Raw genomic sequence first — 19,980 nt, 5'->3', positions numbered from 1 at the left:
AAAAAGTAACGGTTATTTTTATATAATAGGCTTACTTTTTACTCAGCGTGCCTACCTAAGTGCTTACGTATCCTTAATATAGGCGTATAAATTATGCTACGCCAGCCTCAACATACTATTTAAAACGATTGCTCCAATTTATATTTTTGATTGCCCTTACGTTAATGATGTATTTAACAATAGGCTTAAAGTCGCGTTTAAAATAATAGTAAAAAAGTCAGATGGCGCTCATATAAAGTATTACGCAAAATAAAAATTTTAAAATCGGTGAATTAACCTTAATCTTTTTACTAGACCTGTGATCGAATTGAAAAATTTCGGCGTAATGGTATGTGAAGGGTTTGAAAGTGGCTTTAGTTTACTAAAGCGCACATTGGAATACCCCCCTTCACCATGAAATTGTAGTTAGATAGTTATAATGATAAAGGTGCATTACTTAAGCCCAATGCACCTTTACTTTATAAACCGAATACTTTGAGTATTCTTATATTTTTAACTAGTTGAATTGAATTAAGTATTTGTTCATAAAGATTCAGTTAGTATGAAGTTGTTCTCCTGTGAATCCCTACGACATATTGTTGTTTTAAGCAGTTTTTGCCAGCTCACCTTGAGCTGGTTTTTTTTGCCTATTTTTACTCAAATTACCTGAGCATGGGTAATATGCTCACGCTTTACCCTATTATTGCTAAGCTCACTAGGCTAAAAAAATTTTACAACTATTGCTCCTATCTAAATTAGGTCAATTTTAATCCACAAAGAACAACACGCCCTAGTGCCATTAAGCCCTGCATGTTAAAGTTATTACAGTAATTAATTTAATTAGGCGTACCAATGCGTTATTACCTATCTGTACTTTTTGTTTGTTTAACTTTGTTTTCAGGCATAGTGAACTCTGCTGAAAAGCAACCAGCTTCACCTACAGCACAACAAGAGCAACAAGCTCTTCAACAACTCAAAGAGCCTATGTATAAGCCGCTAATGGAGCGTTACATATTAGATGAGCTAAAAGCAGTTAGGCAAGATCAGCAAAAGCTTCGTGAAGATGTAACTAAGCAGGTTACTCATGCGCAGCTTGATACTGCCGATCGCGCATTAACGTACACTACAGATACCATTAATAATGTGTTTTTTATAATTACCGCTACGGCGTCGATTTTAGTTTTAGTGGGTTGGAACTCGTTGCGCGATGTTAAAAATAAAGTAGAAGATATTGTAAATACGCGTGTGAGTGTAATTACAGACGAGTATGAAGACCGATTAAAAATTCTTGAAGAAAAACTACGCGTTCGCTCAGAAGAAATACTCAGCAACCAAGAGCGCATATCGGTGACTAACGAAGTTCATTCGTTGTGGATGCGCGCAAACCTAGAAAGTGATTTTGCAAATAAAATTGAAATTTTTGATGAAATACTCAATCGCAAACCTGAAGATGTTGAAGCCATTGCTTATAAAGCCGATGCATTACTAGAAATAAACGAAACAGCACAAGCCATTGAGCTGTGTAACCAAGCCATTGATATAGATAGTGACTATGGTTATGCCTATTGGCAACGAGCCTGTGCTTATGCACTAACGCACAAACATGCTGATGCATTAGCCGATATTAAAATGGCACTTGAATACTCTCCAAACTTACGTAATGAATTATTACACGAGAGCGCATTTGCAAGCCTGCATGACAACGACAGCTTTAATACGATAGTAGCTGGTGAAGTTGTTTAAGCACTCAAAATTTGGCCTGTATGATTAGGCGCAACACCATAAAAAAGGGCTTTGGCCCTTTTTTTGTTTTTAAATGTAAATTTTGTTGTGTAATTAAGTAATTAGAAGCTACGCTTCTCGCGCGAGCAAGCTTAGCGCCTACGTGGAAAACTTAACGCGGTGGCTAAAATTCACTTGTAGACGCGCTGCTTGCAGGCGTTTAAAAACGTAGTTTTTAGGATGGGTGATTAAGTAATTAGAAGCTGCTACCCATTTTCTTCAAGCATAAAAAAAGCCGCATAAAATGCGGCTTTGGAGGTTAGTCTCACTTCACTTTGGGCGTGTCTCCAAAACTTAGTGAATACGTTACCAAGGAACTGTTATGTATTATTTAAGCTATTGACTCTAATGCAATTTTAACCATTTCGTTAAACGTGCTTTGACGCTCATCAGCAGGTGTTGCTTCACCGGTGATTACGTGATCACTTACTGTAAATAATGCCATTGCGTTTGCGCCGTATTCAGCTGCAACGCCATATAAACCGGCTGTTTCCATATCTACTGCTAGCATGCCTAACTTGTCTAAGTCTTTATAGAACGAGTCGTCTGCTTGGTAGAAAGTGTCGGTTGTAAATACGTTACCTACTTTTGCTTCTATTCCTAGCTCTTTAGCGGCGTTTACACCGTTTAAAAGTAAGTCAAAGTTAGCAATTGCAGCAAAATCGTAGCCACGAACACGTGCACGGTTTACGTTTGAATCTGTGCTTGCACCTTGTGCAAAAATTACGTCACGGATTTTGATATCTGTGCCAATACCGCCACACGTACCAATACGTATAATATTTTTAACGCCAAAGCTTACAATTAGCTCACGTGCATAAATAGACATTGATGGAATGCCCATGCCTGAACCCATGATGCTTACTGGCTTACCTTTGTAAGTACCAGTGAAACCGTACATGTTACGAACACCTGTAACTTGTACTGCATCATCTAAAAAGTTTTCAGCAATATATTGCGCACGTAGCGGATCGCCTGGCATTAATACTGTTTCGGCGAAATCACCAACGTTTGCACTGATATGCGGAGTACTCATTAATTGTTTTCCTTTTTATTTGGCGTTGTTAGCTCATTTAAAAAGCTGTCGCCGTAATCAAGCGCAGATAAGTTAAACCACTGTGCCAGTGTTTGACCGATATCTGCAAAGCTGTTGCGTTCACCTAGTGGTGTGTTACTCATACCTGGTTTATATGCAATAACCGGTACGTATTCGCGAGTGTGCTCAGAACCTGGAAAGGTTGGGTCACAACCGTGATCTGCAGTGATCATTAACATGTCATCTGCGTTTAACTGTTTTAGTATAGTTGGTAAATAGTCATCAAATTCTTTTAATGCTTTTGCATAACCTACTGGGTTACGGCGATGACCAAATTTTTCATCAAAATCAACTAGGTTAGTAAAGATTAAGCTGTGTTCTGGTGCGCTTTTCATTACTTCGCTGGTTTTTTCTAGCAAGTTCATAAGCCCAGGTGCTTTATGCTTTTGGGTTATGCCCTGATGCGCGTAAATATCTGAAATTTTACCAATACTAATTACTTCGCCGCCGTCTTTTGCTAACACATCTAGCAATGTTGGTGCTGGCGGAAGCACTGAATAGTCGCGACGATTACCCGTTCGAGCAAAGTCTTGGCTATTTGAACCCAAAAATGGCCGCGCAATCACTCGTCCTATATTCATTTCATCAAGTAGCGCCCGTGCGATTTCGCAAACTTGATAAAGCTTCTCTAGGCCGAATGACTCTTCATGCGCGGCTATTTGAAACACGCTATCAGCTGAGGTGTAACAGATTGGTTTACCTGTTTTTACGTGCTCTTCACCTAGCTGTTCTAAAATGGTTGTTCCCGACGCATGGCAGTTGCCTAAAATGCCAGGAATACCAGTACGAGCTATAAACTCGTCTATAAATTCTTGTGGGAAACTTGGCTGTGTTTTTGGGAAATATCCCCAATCAAATAACACAGGTACTCCTGCCATTTCCCAATGACCTGATGGCGTGTCTTTTCCGCTAGATAATTCCTTAGCGTAACCCCATGCTCCTTGAGAAGCTTGGCGGTCTGAAATTAAACACGGTTCTCCACCGGCAGCTTCACATGCATCCACTAACCCAAGTTTTGATAGGTTAGGGAGCGATAATGCAGCGCCTGTTTCGTCGTAATATGCTTTTAGTAAGTGAGCGAATGTATTAGCCCCAAGATCGCCGAATTTATCTGCATCTGGTGCTGCACCGATTCCTAGGCTATCTGCCATTAAGATAATTGCTCTTGCCATTTTGACCTCACTTTGATTCTAGGTGGTTACTTTATCCGCTGATCGATTTTTCCGTACAGGACAAAAGTCCTGTTTCATAAAACCTAAACATTATAAATTTGCATTCTTAAGCGAAGCAAAAGAGATTAATCGTGTCTTTTTTGCTATTGTGATCTACCAACAATATATCCTTCTGTGTGGGTGAGAACTTTAGTGACACGAACTACTATTATAGCTATTGCAGGCGCGTCTGCGTCGGGCAAATCTCTTTTTAGCCAAACTATATACAATGAATTGGTTAATGAGCTTGAACCAGGCGCTATCGCCATTATTGAAGAAGATGCTTACTACAAGGATCAGTCGCATTTACCGATGGCGCATCGTACGCAAACGAATTACGACCATCCTGATGCATTTGAACATGCGTTAATGCTTGAGCATTTAACACAGCTTCGTAGTGGAAATTCAGTTGAAGTACCAACGTATGATTATGCACAGCATACACGTAGCGAGAAAACTCGCCGAGTGCCTGCTGCTAAAATACTCATTGTTGAAGGTATTTTATTATTGAGTGACAAAGCGCTTAATAAAGAATTTGATATTAAGGTGTTTATAGATACGCCTTTAGATATTTGCTTAATGCGTCGTATGCAACGTGATATGGAGCAACGAGGCAGAACATTACAATCTGTTGTTGAGCAGTATCAAGCAACTGTTAGACCGATGTTTTATCAATTTATTGAGCCTTCTAAGCATAACGCAGATTTAGTTGTGACTCGAGGCGGTATGAACCGCGTTGCGATTGATATAATAAAAAGTAAGATAAAATATTTACTACAAGAATAACAACGGGAAACATTTGTATGACAACATTTATGAGCTTAGTGGGCATGTGTGTGCTACTAAGCATTGCCTTTGCGGCATCAACTAATCGCAAGGCAATTAATTTAAGAACCGTTGGTATAGCATTTGCGATGCAAGTAGTTATTGGCGGTTTTGTCCTGTTTTTTGAAGCAGGAAAAAATGTGTTAACGAGCATGTCAGCAGCCGTATCGTCGGTTATTGGTTATGCAAACGACGGTATTGGGTTTTTGTTTGGCCCACTTGCCTCACAAGACACATTAGGTTTTATTTTTGCGATCCAAGTTTTGCCCGTTATCGTGTTTTTCTCAGCACTTGTTGCTGTGTTGTATCACCTTGGCATTATGGATTGGATAATTAGGATTTTAGGCGGCGGTTTACAAAAATTATTGAAAACCTCTCGCACAGAATCGCTTTCAGCAACGGCAAATATTTTTGTTGGCCAAACTGAAGCACCGCTGATAGTTAAGCCATTTATAGCAACAATGACTAAATCGGAATTGTTTGCAGTGATGGTAGGTGGCTTAGCCACTGTGGCAGGCTCTGTAATGGCTGGTTACGTTATTATTGGCGTAGATCTTAAGTATTTAATAGCAGCGAGCTTTATGGCTGCTCCAGGTGGTTTTTTAATGGCCAAGATGATTGTGCCAGAAACTGAAACGCCTAAAGATAACTTAGCTGATTTAGATTTAGATGACGAAGATAAGCCTGTAAATGTAATTGATGCAGCTGCATCAGGTGCAGCAAACGGTATGCATTTAGCACTTAATGTAGGTGCAATGTTACTTGCTTTTGTAGCGCTAATTGCACTATTAAACGGTTTATTAGGCGGTATTGGTGGGTGGTTTGATTACCCAACATTAACGCTTCAAGAAATATTAGGTTATGTATTTGCTCCTGTTGCATGGTTACTAGGTGTGCCATGGGATGAAGCAATTATAGCCGGCAGCTTTATTGGTCAAAAGATAGTAGTGAACGAGTTTGTTGCTTACTTAGACTTTATAAATTATCGCGATACGTTAAGCGCACACACACAAGCAATTGTTACTTTTGCTCTATGTGGCTTTGCTAACCTATCATCGATAGCCATTTTACTAGGTGGATTAGGCGGTATGGCGCCTAGTCGGCGGAAGGATATCGCACGCTTAGGGCTCAGAGCAGTGTTAGCAGGATCTATGGCTAACCTTATGAGCGCAGCAATTGCTGGGTTTTTCCTCTCGCTAGCTTAGAAACTTATTGAGATGAACACCGGTGTTGCAAAACAAGAGGATAGCGCTTTAAGGGGTTAAAGCTCTATCTGACTTGAACGATACTTCACCAAGGGCCGCAAGGCCCTTTTATCGTTTTAGGCCTTCCACATTTATACACTCCCCAACCTTCAAGCTATTTAACCTTATTTATGGTTATACATAACTCAAATAAACCAATATCTTAGTAACAAAGTCACATAAATATTTTTTGTGTTTTTCGTATTTTCAGCCACACTTATATTACTTAAGCTAACCGACTAACGATCCGCTATTGTGAAATATATTCTTTATTCTCTTTTTTTAATTTGTTCTGTGTATGTTCAAGCAAAGGAACCCATCCTTGTTGTTACAGAGTTAGCACCGCCAAACCAGGTGTTGATTGATGGTGAGGTAGCAGGTGAAGGTACTCAATTTATTAGAGATATATTTGCTGAGGCTGATCTAACACCTAACATTCAAATGTACCCTTGGGCACGTGCTTATAAAATTGCAGATGAGCTTAAAAATACCTTTATATACAGCCTTGCACGCACTGTAGAGCGAGAAGAAAAATTTTATTGGATAGGACCTGTCGGACGTTTTGAACTAGGCTTTATTGGCCTATCAGAGCGAGATGATCTTATTATAAACACTACTGAGCAAGCCAAAGTGTACAAAATTGCTATGCAGCGCAATGACTTTTCAACACAAACCCTCGCTAAACTGGGGTTTGAAGTTGTTTTAACCTCTGATATTCAAAAGTCATACTCTTTACTACTAGCTAAAAAAGTAGATTTAATTGTGGACGATCCTTTGTTCATGCAGCAGATGAGTGATTATCTAAAGCTCAAACCAGCGCACTTAAAGTTTATTTATAAAATAGATGAGCTAACAATTGATGCTTATTTAGCTGCAAATAAAAAAACAGATATGCATTTAATAGAAGCACTGCAAGCTGCATTTTTAAAAATAAAGCAAAAGAAAGGGCTACCTTATGAAAGATAAATCATTGAAGGTAAGTACGCTTATAGGCGGCAAAATCATCTTTCATTCTTAACTTTTTATATTCTTTGTTAAATCGCTTATGACACACAACTACTTACTTATTAAATACGATGCAATTTAGCATGCGCAAAAATCGGTAATTTTTGCAGCCTTACAGCACCTTTCCCACTTTATAGTCAAAGGTTCCAGCTGATGCATTACTGTAAATATGAGCCAAAAATTAGATCTATTTTCTTTTTAAAAAATTATAAGAAGAGAAATGGGCGGTATTAATCACAAGCTTAAACTCACTTGCATTAACACAATTGCTTAAAAGAATGGCTTAGAAGAATAGAAAAACAAATATTTGGAGGGGCTAATAACAGGCGTTGCTTGGTTTATGTCAAATTTCAGACACAAAAAAAGCGCCTTAAGCGCTTTTTTTCATTTTACTTAAAAAGTAAAATTATACAGCTGTGATGTTATCAGCTTGTGGACCTTTTTGACCTTGTGAAAGAGTGAACTCTACACGTTGGCCTTCAGCTAAAGTTTTGAAACCTTCGCTTTTGATTGCTGAGAAATGTGCGAAAACGTCTGGGCCATTTTCTTGCTCGATGAAACCAAAACCTTTAGACTCGTTGAACCACTTAACTGTACCTGATACGATGTTAGACATTGTAATATCCTGATATAAAATAAAAAATATGCTCATAAGAGCGGGTGTAGCAAAAAATGAGATGGTACTTTAAAAACTTCAGGACGGTACTACAAGTATTACTTATACAACATCGAAATGGAGATTTATAGCTTACATGCTTTCTTTCTAGCTGCAGCCCACTATATAGATTTTTTAAAATATGTCAAGTACCTATCTATAATCAGAGTGATAAACAACCAAAACCGCTTTCCTTGGTTATTAAAATTCAAATTCTAATGCGAGCCTAAAACTATGATTTTTTTCTGATTGGCTTATCTCAGTGATAAAACCCGCTTCCCATTTTAACTGCTTTTGTCCATCAAAACGCTGCAAACCTATAAACCCAGGCCCTATGCCAACAAAGTCTTCTCCTACGTACACCTCAATAGATGGCTGAAAAGCAGAACGATAGCGATAGCGATATTGCGCTCTAAACTCGCTTTCCCATTCATTTTGAATATCCTGCCCCCACTCGTACACTAAAAAGGCATTCATAGTTAAGCTTGTTTTGCCAAACTCTTTTTCTATCACAAAACCCGTAGTTGCTTCATACACATCTTCATTATGTTTTTTTTCAAGCTCAAATAATGCCCCCCAATCGGCCCATAATTTACCTTGCTCAATCAATTGCCAGCGTAGTTCAAGCTCATAAGCTTCTAAACCAAAGTCGCCGTTGTCATCTCGCTCACCAACTAAATAGCCTTCTAGTGCCATTGTATCGTTAATAGCACCGCCACCACCCAAACGCTGCGCTAGTATGTTGCCACTATCTGTTTGGTGCGACACTAACCGCCATTCAAACTCTCGCTCAAAAGGTAAAACATAGGGGTGATATACCTTATCAACAACAATTCCATCGGCCTTTGCTGGGGTTGAAAGTACCAACAAACAAAAAACGGTAAAGCTAAGCGCTAAATATAGGTTGAGTGCTTTCATACACGTTCCTTAGAAATTGAAGCCGAAATAACATAACAAAGTGATAAAAATATCACGCTACTTGTACTATATATAAGTACACTCATTAGATCCGGGGTAGCCTCGTAACCAACCAGGGCGCGCAGTACGCGCCCGAGTTCAGAGTTTTCGCTTAATACATCGCGTAAATCCCACACGGTTGCGGTGTTGGTAATTAAGTCTATTTGGCTTGCCAAATCCAGTGCAACTAATAACTTAGCCGCGCTGTTAAAAGCAAGCAAAGTAAAAAGCGGATACATACCAAAGCGGTGCTTAATTGCATTCATTAAAAAGTACAGCAATACGCTAAAACTTAAACAAATTCCAACACCTAATAAAGTGCCAATAAATAAGCTTTGCCCTGCATCATTACTTTGCCAAAAACTGGTGAGGTAAATAATATAGTGGCTTAAATACAATGTTATTGTGCTTATAACAGCAATATAAAAAGCCGCTGATTTTTGTTTTATTGCAAATACTAATACGGCTATAAATATAGTAATACATAGCCCTATTTGTGAGTACTCTAGCCCTTGGTGTTCAAACCACTGGCTCACCCATGATGCACTTTGCATGTACATAAACGACATGAGCGCGCCAATTAGTAAAGCAGATCCTATTTTTAAAGAGCTCTGTTTTTTAACTACTTGTAGTAGCACTAATAAAATAGCCACAGGTAGTAATTGATTAAGACTCATGACTAAACTAGTTATTAGCATGCTGCGCTTCCTCATCACCAACTATTACAACGCCCCTTGCTGTATTGGGCGAAAACTCACCAAAAAATTCGTAATACCCTTTACTAAGCGGTCCTATATAAATAATGCTTTTACGGTTTGGGTAGAGTACTTTTTCTCTGTTTAAATCAAAGCTATCAAACTCTTCTGGTGTGCTATCTTGGTTTTCTATCAATAGTTTTACTTTTTTATTCGCGGGAATGGTAATTTGTGAGGGATAAAACAAATGATCTTTCAAAACAATAAGGTACTCTTTACTCGCCGCGTTAAACGACAAAAATAACAAACAACAAATGCACCGATTAAATAAACGTTTAGTCACTTTTTACTCCCGTAAAAGTAACCTTAACGGTTAGCCCACCTAAATGACTATTCGCTAAATGAATACTTGCGCCATAAATAGCAATTATATGTTGAACAATCGCCATACCTAAACCAGCACCTTGCTCGCCTGATGGATGCTGATCGCCACCTACTCGATAAAAACGATTGAATATTCGCTCTTTTTGCTCTTCAGTCATACCCGCACCAGAATCATCAATTTGCCAACTAAAGCCGTTATTACTTGATACTAATTTAATTATAATTTGACCATTATTGGGTGTGTATTTTATGGCATTGCTAAGTAAATTAGCGATAAGCGTGGTTAATGTAAACTCATCACCATTAATTACAAAATCATCGCCTTCAAGACTAATGGTTTGGTTTTTTTCATCTATTTTGTCGTATTGCTCCGATACGACTTGCTGAGTAATCGTTAGTAATGATTGTTCGCTAAATTGCCTCTGCCATTGTTCAGGCTGAGTGCGTCCTAAAATTAGCATTTGCTCAACAATATTACTTAAGCGATTAATGCCTTGTGACATTGCTTGGAGTTCTTGATGGTCTTGCAGATTACTCTGTTTATTAGCCAAATTATGTACATTAATTTTTAAACTACTAAGCGGGGTACGTAATTCGTGAGCTGCATCTGAGGCAAAAAAGCGCTCCCGTAAGTAGGCCGTTTCTACGCGTTTAAATAAGTCGTTTAAACGATTAATAACCGGTTTAATTTCCTCGTCGGTTACTTGCCAGTTAATTGGCGTAAAGTCGTTCGCTTGGCGAGACGCCAACTGCTTAGATAATCGAGTAAGAGGGGCTAATGCGTATTTAACGAAAAAGCTAATAAAAATAGCAAGCAGAGGGACTGCCCATAGCATAGGTAACATTGCAGATAAAATAACGGCTTCAGCTAATTCAAACCGCTTTGCCATAGGTTCAGCAACGATGACTTTACGGGTGTTTTTACTCATCACAAATACCCGCATACGCTGTCCTGCTACATTGGCTGTTTGAAAGCCCTCGCTAAAACTAATTTGGTTATTCGTTAAACTCGATGAGCCACTAAGTAAATTATTATTTTGCCAAATTTGATACAACAACTGAGCGCTATTATTACTGACTTGTACTGCATCTGTGCTTAGTGCCAATGGTTGCTCAATTAAAACGCCAGCCACTATTTTAAGTTCATCATCAAGCAAACTTTCACCGTGGTGCATACTTTTTTGATAGCCTTTTACTAATGCTAAAAAGCAAGTTAGCACCATCATTGAAAGTAAAATTAAGGTCAGACGTTTACGAATTGACATTTTCAACCTCGAAAAACAAATACACTCTAACGCTTACCAACCACGTAGCCAATGCCACGTAAGGTTTTAATAAAATCACTAGGGAATTTTTTACGAAGATGATGAATATGCACCTCTATGGCATTAGAGCCGACTTCTTCACCCCATTGGTAAAGTTTGTTTTCGAGTTGTTGTTTTGACTGTACCCTTCCCTGATTTTCCATCAGCGCTTTTAAAAGCATGTATTCTTTTCGAGGTAGTGTAAGTGACTGCCCACTTAGTTTAACTGTATGAGCAGAAGTATCCATTACTACATCACCACAGCGTAATAAGCTTGATTGTGTTTGATTAATGCGCCGGCTTGCTACACGTAAACGGGCAAATAGCTCAGCGGGGTCAAACGGCTTTGCAAGGTAATCATCTGCCCCCATATCGAGCCCTTGGACTTTGTCGTCAATACTGCCGCGTGCAGTTAAAATAACCACTGGTATTACTTTTTTTTGCGCTTTAATATGCTTTAAAACTTGCGAGCCGTCGCCGTCAGGCAATCCTAAATCGAGAATAACAAGCTCAATCTCACCACTAGAAAGGCACTCTAAGGCGTGCTTTACTGTGCCACTGTGCTCTACGCTGTAGCCCTCTTGGCGCAAAGAGCGAATAAGCCCTTGCGCCACTAAATGATCGTCCTCAACGAGTAATAAATGCATTATGTGTTTATCTTTTTAATTTTTTATCTACTTTTGCCAATAACTGACTTATTGCTTGTTGACGATATTTATCTGCTTTTGCCCGAGTATCACGAATCCCAGCAGCTTGTGCTACAAGTAGTCGCGCTTTAGCTTGTTTATAATCGCCTTCGTCATACAAGTATTCACCGTATAAGTAATTAGTATCAATGCCTTCGAGATTAAAAGCGAGCGCTTGTTTAAATAATTTTTCAGCTTTGTCGTCATCACCAAAACCAATTGGCCAGCCAGGTACTTTGCTATAAAGCGTTGCAAGGCTTGCGTAAGCTGAGCCATTTAATGCAGTGCCATCAATCGAGAGTGCATTTTCGAGTGACGCTTTTGCTTCTTTTGCTAAACCAAGTGCGCCCAAGCCCCCTTTTGCGCCAGCAAAGCTGGCTAACACAATGCCATTCCAAATATGTGTTTGCGCCGAGCTTGGATAGTCTTTAACAAATAATGCGCTTTGCTCACTTAGTTTCGTAAACGCGTCTATTTGCGCATCGTCTTCAAGTTCGTAATTAGCAATTGCCCACTTTTGTTGAATATCGATTAAGTCTTGCGCTTCATCTGCGTGTACTGTAGTTGCAAATACAGAGGTTAGTATTAAATAAAATGCGAGTGTAAATTTATACATAATTTTTCCCTTGTGTGTTTGTTAACTTAAAAAACGTTTAATTTTAGGTAGTTGCTTTGCAATAGCGTTATCAACAACGTTTGGGAATACGCCATTTATGCGTGCAAATAATTTTTCAGGAAAACCAATAAAGCGCCTTGTTTGGTTTGAACTTATAAGAGCTAATAACTCTTGAGCAACTAATTCTGGCGAGTCCATTTTATTGCCGAGCTCTTTATTCATTGCCCGCGCTTTACTGCTATTAATGGATGTATCTGTTGCTCTTGGTGCTAAATAGGTCACTTTAACGCCTGAACCATTCAACTCACGTGATAACGCTTCTGTAAAGCCACGTAAACCGAATTTACTGGCGCAATAAAGCGTTTGAAACGGGTAGCCAATACTGCCAAACGATGATCCCACGTTAACAATAGTGCCTTTGGTATACGCTAACTGCCCTAAAAATAACTGGCATAATTTAATAGGCACCGACAAATTAGTAATGAGCGTATTATCTATTTGCTCATTACTTGTGTGCTCAAGGCTTTGCATTGTATTTATACCTGCGTTATTAATAAGTAATTTAACGCCGCCGAGTTGCTTGGCTTTTATTGCTAGGTTAATACGTGTTGTATCGTCGGTTAAATCGCCCGTAAATATTTCACTGTCTGGGCATGCACGGCTCAGTTTTTCAAGGGCTTGGGTATTTCGCCCTACAAGTAGTAACTTCCACCCTTTTGCATATAGGGCTTTAGCAATCGCTTGCCCTATTCCGCCTGTTGCACCAGTGAGCACACATAAAGAACTACTCATGCCAATTTGCCTTGTGCACGTGCTTTAAAAAATGGTTCGTCATCGAGTCCACGAAATATATCGCCGTATAAACGATAAAAGCGCTTTGCACCATGAATTATGGCTTGTTGATCCGCCTCGTCTGTTATTTGGTTCATTAGGTTTTCAAAAAACTTTACATGCTCTATATCAAGCGCGCCGTGAGAGGTTAAATAACTAAATGCTTTTTTAGGTAAACCCACAGCATTTGCAATGTTTGAAGCGGCGCTATCCGCAAGCGCTATAGAAGTGCCTTCAAGCACATGCACCATGCCAAAAAAGCTCAACGGATTTTTACGTGCAATGGAGTCGTACGCATACGACACCATCATTTCGGTAGCAAATTGCGGCTGACTACACCGTACTGTTTCTTTGTCAAAACCACAGGCTGCAATGTCATTAAGTATCCACTCTTGATGACCTATCTCTTCTTCAATGTATTCTGCGACGGCTTCGCGCAGCCATTCTTGATCGTCGGTTAATCGTGCACCAACCGACATCATTAATGGCACAGTATGCTTAACATGATGATACGCTTGCGCTAAAAACGAGGCGTATTCTTCAAGTGATGCTTCGCCTTTAAAAACACGCTGAATAATCGGCGCTGCAAGCAGGTAGTTTTGCTCTTGTTTAGTTTGCTCTTTAAGGGTGTTAAAAAAATCACTCATTAATTACTTCTCCAAGTCGGTAAAATTGATCAAACACAGCATGGTATTGCTTACTTATGGCATCTCGTTTTGGGCGATTATTTGTTGTTAATAATCCTTGTTGCACACTTAATGGGGCAGCTAAACGATGCCACTTTTGAATTCGAGCATAGTCGGGTAGTTGTTTATTAATTGTCTTAATGTACTGCGCTAACACTGGGTTACTTAGCTTTGTATCGGCGTAAATAATGGCACTGAGAAAAGGTCGCCCCTCACCAAACACAACGGCTTGTAAAATACCGCTTTGACTGAGTAATAGTGATTCAGGCCACTCGGCACTGATGTTACGACCCATGCTGGTAATAATTAGGTTTTTTAATCGGCCTTTAATAAATAAAGTATTTTGACGCTGCTCGACTAGATCACCGGTTGCATACCACTGGTCTTTGTTGTGAGGTTGATGGTTTAAGTAACCTAAAAACAAATCGCCTTTTATAAAAAGCTGGCCATTTTCAATTTTGGTTTGAATATGAGGTAACACAGAGCCGGCACTATGGATGTTATCGTTTGTGGGTGTATTTAAACTAACGACAGATGCCGCCTCAGAAAGTCCATAACCTTGGTACACCGGTAAGTTTAAGCTACGTGCTTTTACTATTAGCATTTCGCTGACAAGCGCACCACCTACGGCAATAAACTGTAACGAACTAGGCGGTTGCCATCCATCTTCTGCAAAAGTAACTAAGCATGCTAATAGTTCAGGCACTAAAATAAGCGTATTTGGCTTAACTTTATCAATCGCAGCAATAAGCTGTGCGGGCTGTTTTAATGCAGTACCAACAAAGCCTAATTCATTTAACGGCATTAAATGCACTGTACCGCCACTTTTTAAAGGGGCATACACACCGGCTATATTTTCAAGCAATACAGCAAGCGGCAATAAACATAAATGCACAGGCTTTTTAATATTAATTTTATCGCACAGAGATTGAGCTACCTGCATTTGGCTATTTGCAGATAAACACACGCCCTTTGGTTGCCCAGTCGATCCTGACGTAAATGTTACTTTTTGAGTATCTGGAAAATAACTGACGGGTTTAGCTACAACAATTTCGTAAATATATAATGTGTAACACTCAAATAAAGTAATTGATGCGGTCGGCTCCCCAAATAAAGGGTTTGGTATGTCGCTCATAAATATATTAGCGCCGCATTGCGCTAGTACATATTGAGTTTGTTGTTCACTAAAAAAGTGAGCAATTGGCACAGCCACTTTATTCGAAACCGCAGTAGCGGCATCAATAACAAGCCAAGCTGGCGTATTATCGAGCTTATAAGCGATACATTTGCCGTTAAAGCTATGTAGTATTTTTACTATTTTTTGTATTTGCTGGTTAAACTCATCCACGTTAATTTCAAGTGTTTGCTCTTTATTGTGGGCAATAATTAATGGCGATATTGCATGGGTATTATAGTAATTCATACATTCACCAACGCATTTACCAAAGAATTGATATTTGAGTGATTTTGCTGCATCAAACTATAAAGCATTGGGGTATTTAATACCTGTTGGTGAGCTTGCTCTAAACTCACAACGCATACGGTAGGCTGATTAGCGTAGTAACTTCCCCAACTTAGCGGATGCTCCACAACAAAACTGTTTGCCACAGCAATTTCAGTGCAGTTAACGCCTAATAAGCGCAGCAGTGCACGTACTTTTTTAGTGGCGCAAAATACTAAATGTTTTGCTCCTACACTTTGCAGGGCTTCATTAACAACAATAAAATGCCCAAGCGTTGCTTTGCGATGTGTAGAGCATAGGTTGCCAAGCTCAAATACTTTATTACGCTGTGTGTTCTCAGGTAAAAAATGCTCAATGGGCTGTGCTAAGTATTGCTCTATAAATAGAGGAGCTGTTGCTTGCCTTAAACCCAAAGTGCATTGCCCTTCGTTTGTCGTGTATTGGCAAAGTAATGGCATAAAAGAGGTAAGCGTGGCGTTATAAGCGACTAAAAAACCTTCTTTAACTGTGTTTTCTAACGCACTTCTATGCTCATCATTAACGCGAGCACTCACAAAGCGTGAGTTATTTTGAATATAAACGGGTGATGAAGGTAGGTGTGCTAATTGCATAAACATCGCTCATATAAAGTGTATGTTTGTAACTTAGCGAGCGAAACTTAAAGAAAACTTAAGAAACCTTAATTTAAATAAAAAAGCGCCTTAATTATTAAATTAAGACGCTTCAGGATGAAAACTGTTTAAAAGCTTAATAAGCTAAGCTATTAAAAATTATAAGCTATCGACATTTTAAATTGCGTAGGCGCCCCCGGATAAACCCACAAAGCGTTATAACTACTTTGAGCGTAGGCTTCATTAAAAATGTTATGAATACTCACATTTAGCTCTGTTTTATCTGTTAAATTTAATTGACCAAACACGCCGACCAATTGGTAACTTGGTAGTCTAAAGCTCAAATCTGCGGCATCACCTAGGCGGCTGCTGGTATATTGGTAACTTGCACCAAATTCAAGCTCTTTACCCATTAATGCTGTTTGATGGCTAAGTGTAAGGTTTAGATTGTTTTTTGGTACATTGACCAGTGGGCTGCCTTTTTCTATTGGCACGCCCCAATCGGCATTAATAATGTCGTTTGCTGTGGTGGCATCTATATAGGCGTACGATAAGTTAAATGCTGTTGCATCGGTAATATAGGTATTTAAATCAAGCTCAAACCCTTTGCTATCAGCTTTACCAATGGGAGCCGAAAAACCAACGTTTACAGGATCTGCCACTAACATATTACTTTTAGAAGCATCAAAAAGTGCCACAGTACCGTTTACACCTAAGTATTCAAACTTAGCACCAACTTCAAACGAGTCGCTGTACTCAAAGCCAAACGGGTCGCCGTTTGCATCAGTACCGCTCAGTGGTAGAAAGCCTTCAGAGTAACTGCTGTAAAAGGTTATTGTATTATTTAGTTCGTACACTACGCCAACGCGTGGGCTTATTTGGCTCTCAGAACTGGTTGAAAACACACCGCTGTTGGTTTCTAAAATATCTTGGTCTACGCTATCAAATCTAAGACCAAGTAAAAGTTTAAACTTATCAGTGATATCCATTTGATCTTGAATGTAAATACCGTAAGCGTTTTGCTCTTCATCATTTTCATAAAGTAGCGAAACAGCAGGACGTTCACCAGAATAATCAGGCTCAAAAATATCAATAGTATAAGTGCCATTACCGCCACGATAACGAGAAAGCGCCGTGCGCAAATCGTATTTATATGCATCAATACCTATTAATAAATGATGCGAAATGCCGGCTGTATCTAAACTTCCACTAACTTCAAACTTTACACTTAAATCTTCTACTTCGTAGTCGCGATAGCGCTGCTGGCGGGTAAGTGTGCGGCCATCTTCAAATAACGATTGGCGTGACGGTGCAAGTTCTGCATCTGACGAAAAACCCGTTAAGCTAGAGTCTCGATAATTTGCACCTACAACAAGTGACCATTCCTCGTTAATATCGTGGTTAAGCGTAATTTGGTGGCCTCGAGAGTAAACCTGCGTGTCTCCATCGTTTGGGTTACCTAAATAGCGCGAGCTTGGTAGGGTGTCAAAATCGTTATCGAGTACGACAACACCACGGTCGAATAGCTGAGCTAAATCTACGTATTCAAACTCATAAGTTACACTGGTCGATGCGTTTATTTGATGATATATAGACGGCGTAATCACCTTTTTATTGGTGTATACCTCATCGCGGTAGCTGTCACTATCTTGCCATGCGCCATTTATTCTAAACGCGGTGGTATCGTTAATGCCGCTGGTGTAATCGCCTTCAACGCGATTAAAACTGTCGCTGCCTAAGCTTAGTTTTAGCTCGCCTTGTGAGTCAAACTGTGGCTTTTTAGTTACAATATTTACAGTCCCGCCTGGCTCTGATCGCCCATAAAGTGCTGAACCTGGGCCCTTTAGTACTTCAATGTAATCAATGTTAGATATATCACGCGGGCCGCTAAAACCACGCCCACCGCTAAAGCCATTAACTAAATAGCCCGATGGCATGTTTTCGTTACCCGAAAGGCCACGAATAGAAAAGCTATCCCACAATGCACCGCTATTGTTTTTACGTGAAATACTAGCTGAAAAATCAAGCGCATCTTGTAGTTGAGTAATTCCTTTTTTAGTAAGCTCAGCACTATTAATACTAACTATAGATTGTGGCATTTGCTTTTGAGGAATATCACCGCGATAAGCTTGTTTATAAGTGACAGATATTTTTTCGATTTCTTCTTTTTGATCTTGCGCAATACTGGGCGCACTAATTCCTAGGCAGGCTAAATAAATTAAAGAGTACTTCATGTGATTGATTAACTAAGCAAGTGTTATATTATAACAAAATTGTAGCATGTGTTACTTTATAACAAAACTTCTTTTTAAAAAATCACTGAGCGATTAATTAATGCACTAGCGACTGCCGTGTCATCACGTTAGTATAGTGTTCTACTTAAGTTACATAACGATAATTACATGAGCATAAAAACAAACGCGTTAATTTACTTTTTAGCTTTTTGCAGCGGTTTTTGCATTATGGGGATTGAACTTTTAGGAGGGAGAATTCTCGCCCCTTTTTTTGGTAGTAGCGTACATATTTGGGGCAGTATAATTACAGTATTTATGCTTAGTTTATCTTTTGGGTATTTACTTGGCGGTAAACTCAGCACTAAAAATGCATCACTTACCAAATATGGTTTAATATTTTTAATAGCCAGCATTATGGTGGTGCCTATTACATTATTTTCGCAGCCAATAATGGAATTTATATTTACCCATATTGAAGATAGCCGCTACGGCTCACTCTTAACGTCAACTGCTTTATTTTTTATACCTACCGTTATTTTAGGCATGATCTCGCCCTACTCTGTGCGCTTACTAGTAACCGATAGAGATAAAAGCGGCCAAGTCGCTGGGCGTTTATACTTTGTAAGTACGCTTGGCAGTGCACTGGGTACTATAATTACCTCATTTTACTTTGTACTCGCGTTTGACGTAAATACTATTATTAGCGCCTTTGCTCTAACGCTTGGGTCACTGGGTTTAGTCGCGATTGTAATTAATACCTTGGCTAGTAATAAGGAGCTTGCTCATGCTTAAATATTTACTACTGCCGTTAATTGCATTTTCGGGTTTTGCGTGTAGTAAAGTTATCCACGAAGAGCGCTCGCTTTATCGCAATATTATTGTTGAAGAAACGAGCGACTTACGTTGCCTTAAATTTAATACTAAAAGTAGCCAAACAAGCCAAAGCTGTATGTATAAGAACAATCCCGACAAACTTGTTTTTAATTACACAAAATTGACTTTTGCGAGCCTTTTAGTAGCCGATAACCCTAAAAATGTACTTATTATAGGGCTAGGTGGCGGTACGCTTTCTAACGTTATTCATGAGCTATACCCCACTGCAAAAATTCATAATGTTGAAATAGATCCTGCAGTAACTAAAGTTGCACGCGATTACTTTAACTTTATAGAAAACGATTTAGTGACATCAAGCGTGCAAGATGGCCGTATTTTTATAAAACGTGCCGCAATTAAAAAACAAAAGTACGATTGGATTATTTTGGATGCATTTAACGGCGACTATATTCCGGAGCATTTGCTTACTAAAGAGTTTTTTGAAGAAGTACAAAGCGTATTAGCCGAAGGCGGCGTTATAGCTGCAAATACGTTTTCAAGTAGTAAACTTTATGAACATGAGTCGGCAACTTACCACGCTGTATTTGGCGACTTTATAAATGTAAGTCGCGAAAATCGTAGTAATCGTATTATTTTAGCGGGACTTAAATCAATGCCGAGCGAAGCGCAAATTAACACGCGTGTAAATGCTCTGGCCCCTAAATTAGTAAAATACGGTATAGACATAAAAGCGATTAGCCAATTTATGCAATTTACTAAAAACGATCAAGATTGGCCTGCAGATACAAAAGTACTTACCGATCAATACTCCCCTGCTAATTTACTTAACTTTTAAACTCCTGCTAAACCTCACCATTTTTACAAGTGAGGTTTAGCAAATATT

The 19,980-nt window shown here is 39.2% G+C and carries 20 protein-coding genes; 6 read left to right on the top strand and 14 right to left on the bottom strand.

The window, feature by feature from the left end; genetic code table 11:
• Positions 1-831: 831 nt before the first annotated feature.
• On the top strand, positions 832-1,722 hold the full coding sequence (locus tag QMA08_RS08000; protein WP_002959108.1) for a tetratricopeptide repeat protein: 891 nt from the start codon (positions 832-834) through the stop codon (positions 1,720-1,722).
• A 370-nt stretch (positions 1,723-2,092) separates the two neighbouring features.
• Here the strand turns inward: QMA08_RS08000 and deoD are convergent, their stop codons facing one another.
• Complete coding sequence (deoD, locus tag QMA08_RS07995; protein ID WP_024596283.1) at positions 2,093-2,797, bottom strand: purine-nucleoside phosphorylase; 705 nt, start codon at positions 2,795-2,797, stop codon at positions 2,093-2,095.
• Entirely contained in the window at positions 2,797-4,029 is a 1,233-nt protein-coding gene (locus QMA08_RS07990; RefSeq protein ID WP_193227021.1) for a phosphopentomutase, read from the bottom strand. The genes deoD and QMA08_RS07990 overlap by 1 nt, the downstream gene beginning before the upstream one ends.
• Positions 4,030-4,221: 192 nt before the next feature.
• Here QMA08_RS07990 and udk point away from each other — a divergent pair, with 192 nt between their 5' ends.
• The 3 genes from udk to QMA08_RS07975 all read left to right on the top strand — a co-directional run bounded on the left by udk (position 4,222) and on the right by QMA08_RS07975 (position 7,103).
• A complete protein-coding gene (gene udk, locus QMA08_RS07985) occupies positions 4,222-4,854 on the top strand; it encodes a uridine kinase (RefSeq protein WP_024596281.1) in 633 nt (210 codons plus the stop codon).
• 17 nt (positions 4,855-4,871) lie between these two features.
• Positions 4,872-6,098, top strand: a complete 1,227-nt coding sequence (locus tag QMA08_RS07980; RefSeq protein ID WP_039488805.1) for a NupC/NupG family nucleoside CNT transporter — start codon at positions 4,872-4,874, stop codon at positions 6,096-6,098.
• Positions 6,099-6,392: 294 nt separating this feature from the next.
• Positions 6,393-7,103, top strand: a complete 711-nt coding sequence (locus QMA08_RS07975; RefSeq protein WP_290174134.1) for a transporter substrate-binding domain-containing protein — start codon at positions 6,393-6,395, stop codon at positions 7,101-7,103.
• Positions 7,104-7,548: 445 nt separating this feature from the next.
• On the opposite strand, the gene QMA08_RS07970 is transcribed toward QMA08_RS07975, so the two are convergent.
• The 12 genes from QMA08_RS07970 to QMA08_RS07915 all read right to left on the bottom strand — a co-directional run bounded on the left by QMA08_RS07970 (position 7,549) and on the right by QMA08_RS07915 (position 18,263).
• Positions 7,549-7,758: a cold-shock protein gene (locus tag QMA08_RS07970; protein ID WP_002959120.1), complete on the bottom strand. Its 210-nt coding sequence runs from the start codon at positions 7,756-7,758 to the stop codon at positions 7,549-7,551.
• Between the two features lie 240 nt (positions 7,759-7,998).
• Entirely contained in the window at positions 7,999-8,715 is a 717-nt protein-coding gene (locus QMA08_RS07965) for a hypothetical protein (RefSeq protein ID WP_149603416.1), read from the bottom strand.
• Complete coding sequence (locus QMA08_RS07960; protein ID WP_290174133.1) at positions 8,712-9,452, bottom strand: iron transporter; 741 nt, start codon at positions 9,450-9,452, stop codon at positions 8,712-8,714. Before QMA08_RS07960 ends, QMA08_RS07965 begins: the two co-directional genes overlap by 4 nt.
• The gene (locus QMA08_RS07955) at positions 9,439-9,792 is read right to left on the bottom strand and encodes a cupredoxin domain-containing protein (RefSeq protein WP_290174132.1); all 354 of its coding nucleotides are present in this window, start codon (positions 9,790-9,792) and stop codon (positions 9,439-9,441) included. The genes QMA08_RS07960 and QMA08_RS07955 overlap by 14 nt, the downstream gene beginning before the upstream one ends.
• The gene (locus QMA08_RS07950) at positions 9,785-11,098 is read right to left on the bottom strand and encodes an ATP-binding protein (RefSeq protein WP_290174131.1); all 1,314 of its coding nucleotides are present in this window, start codon (positions 11,096-11,098) and stop codon (positions 9,785-9,787) included. The genes QMA08_RS07955 and QMA08_RS07950 overlap by 8 nt, the downstream gene beginning before the upstream one ends.
• Before the next feature lie 26 nt (positions 11,099-11,124).
• Positions 11,125-11,784 (bottom strand): response regulator transcription factor, encoded by a 660-nt coding sequence (locus tag QMA08_RS07945; RefSeq protein ID WP_024605199.1) that lies wholly within the window; start codon positions 11,782-11,784, stop codon positions 11,125-11,127.
• 7 nt (positions 11,785-11,791) lie between these two features.
• Positions 11,792-12,439: a hypothetical protein gene (locus tag QMA08_RS07940; RefSeq protein WP_290174130.1), complete on the bottom strand. Its 648-nt coding sequence runs from the start codon at positions 12,437-12,439 to the stop codon at positions 11,792-11,794.
• A gap of 21 nt (positions 12,440-12,460) precedes the next feature.
• Positions 12,461-13,231 (bottom strand): SDR family oxidoreductase, encoded by a 771-nt coding sequence (locus QMA08_RS07935; RefSeq protein ID WP_290174129.1) that lies wholly within the window; start codon positions 13,229-13,231, stop codon positions 12,461-12,463.
• Positions 13,228-13,917, bottom strand: a complete 690-nt coding sequence (locus QMA08_RS07930; RefSeq protein WP_290174128.1) for an iron-containing redox enzyme family protein — start codon at positions 13,915-13,917, stop codon at positions 13,228-13,230. Before QMA08_RS07930 ends, QMA08_RS07935 begins: the two co-directional genes overlap by 4 nt.
• Entirely contained in the window at positions 13,910-15,379 is a 1,470-nt protein-coding gene (locus QMA08_RS07925) for an AMP-binding protein (protein WP_290174127.1), read from the bottom strand. The genes QMA08_RS07930 and QMA08_RS07925 overlap by 8 nt, the downstream gene beginning before the upstream one ends.
• Positions 15,376-16,029 carry a thermostable hemolysin gene (locus QMA08_RS07920; RefSeq protein ID WP_002959142.1) on the bottom strand — a complete coding sequence of 218 codons (654 nt, stop codon included), beginning with the start codon at positions 16,027-16,029 and terminating at the stop codon, positions 15,376-15,378. The genes QMA08_RS07925 and QMA08_RS07920 overlap by 4 nt, the downstream gene beginning before the upstream one ends.
• A 152-nt stretch (positions 16,030-16,181) precedes the next feature.
• The gene (locus tag QMA08_RS07915; protein ID WP_290174126.1) at positions 16,182-18,263 is read right to left on the bottom strand and encodes a TonB-dependent siderophore receptor; all 2,082 of its coding nucleotides are present in this window, start codon (positions 18,261-18,263) and stop codon (positions 16,182-16,184) included.
• Between the two features lie 168 nt (positions 18,264-18,431).
• Between QMA08_RS07915 and QMA08_RS07910 the strand changes: the two genes are divergently transcribed.
• Together QMA08_RS07910 and QMA08_RS07905 are read left to right on the top strand one after the other, a co-directional pair.
• Positions 18,432-19,055 carry a fused MFS/spermidine synthase gene (locus QMA08_RS07910; RefSeq protein ID WP_290174125.1) on the top strand — a complete coding sequence of 208 codons (624 nt, stop codon included), beginning with the start codon at positions 18,432-18,434 and terminating at the stop codon, positions 19,053-19,055.
• Positions 19,048-19,932: a fused MFS/spermidine synthase gene (locus QMA08_RS07905; protein WP_002959148.1), complete on the top strand. Its 885-nt coding sequence runs from the start codon at positions 19,048-19,050 to the stop codon at positions 19,930-19,932. The genes QMA08_RS07910 and QMA08_RS07905 overlap by 8 nt, the downstream gene beginning before the upstream one ends.
• The last annotated feature ends 48 nt before the right edge of the window (positions 19,933-19,980 follow it).

Source organism: Pseudoalteromonas sp. APC 3355, assembly GCF_030407615.1.
Classification (GTDB): domain Bacteria; phylum Pseudomonadota; class Gammaproteobacteria; order Enterobacterales; family Alteromonadaceae; genus Pseudoalteromonas; species Pseudoalteromonas distincta.
The sequence above is the reverse complement of the archived record's forward strand: the minus strand, read 5'-3'. Positions and strand labels throughout refer to the sequence as shown.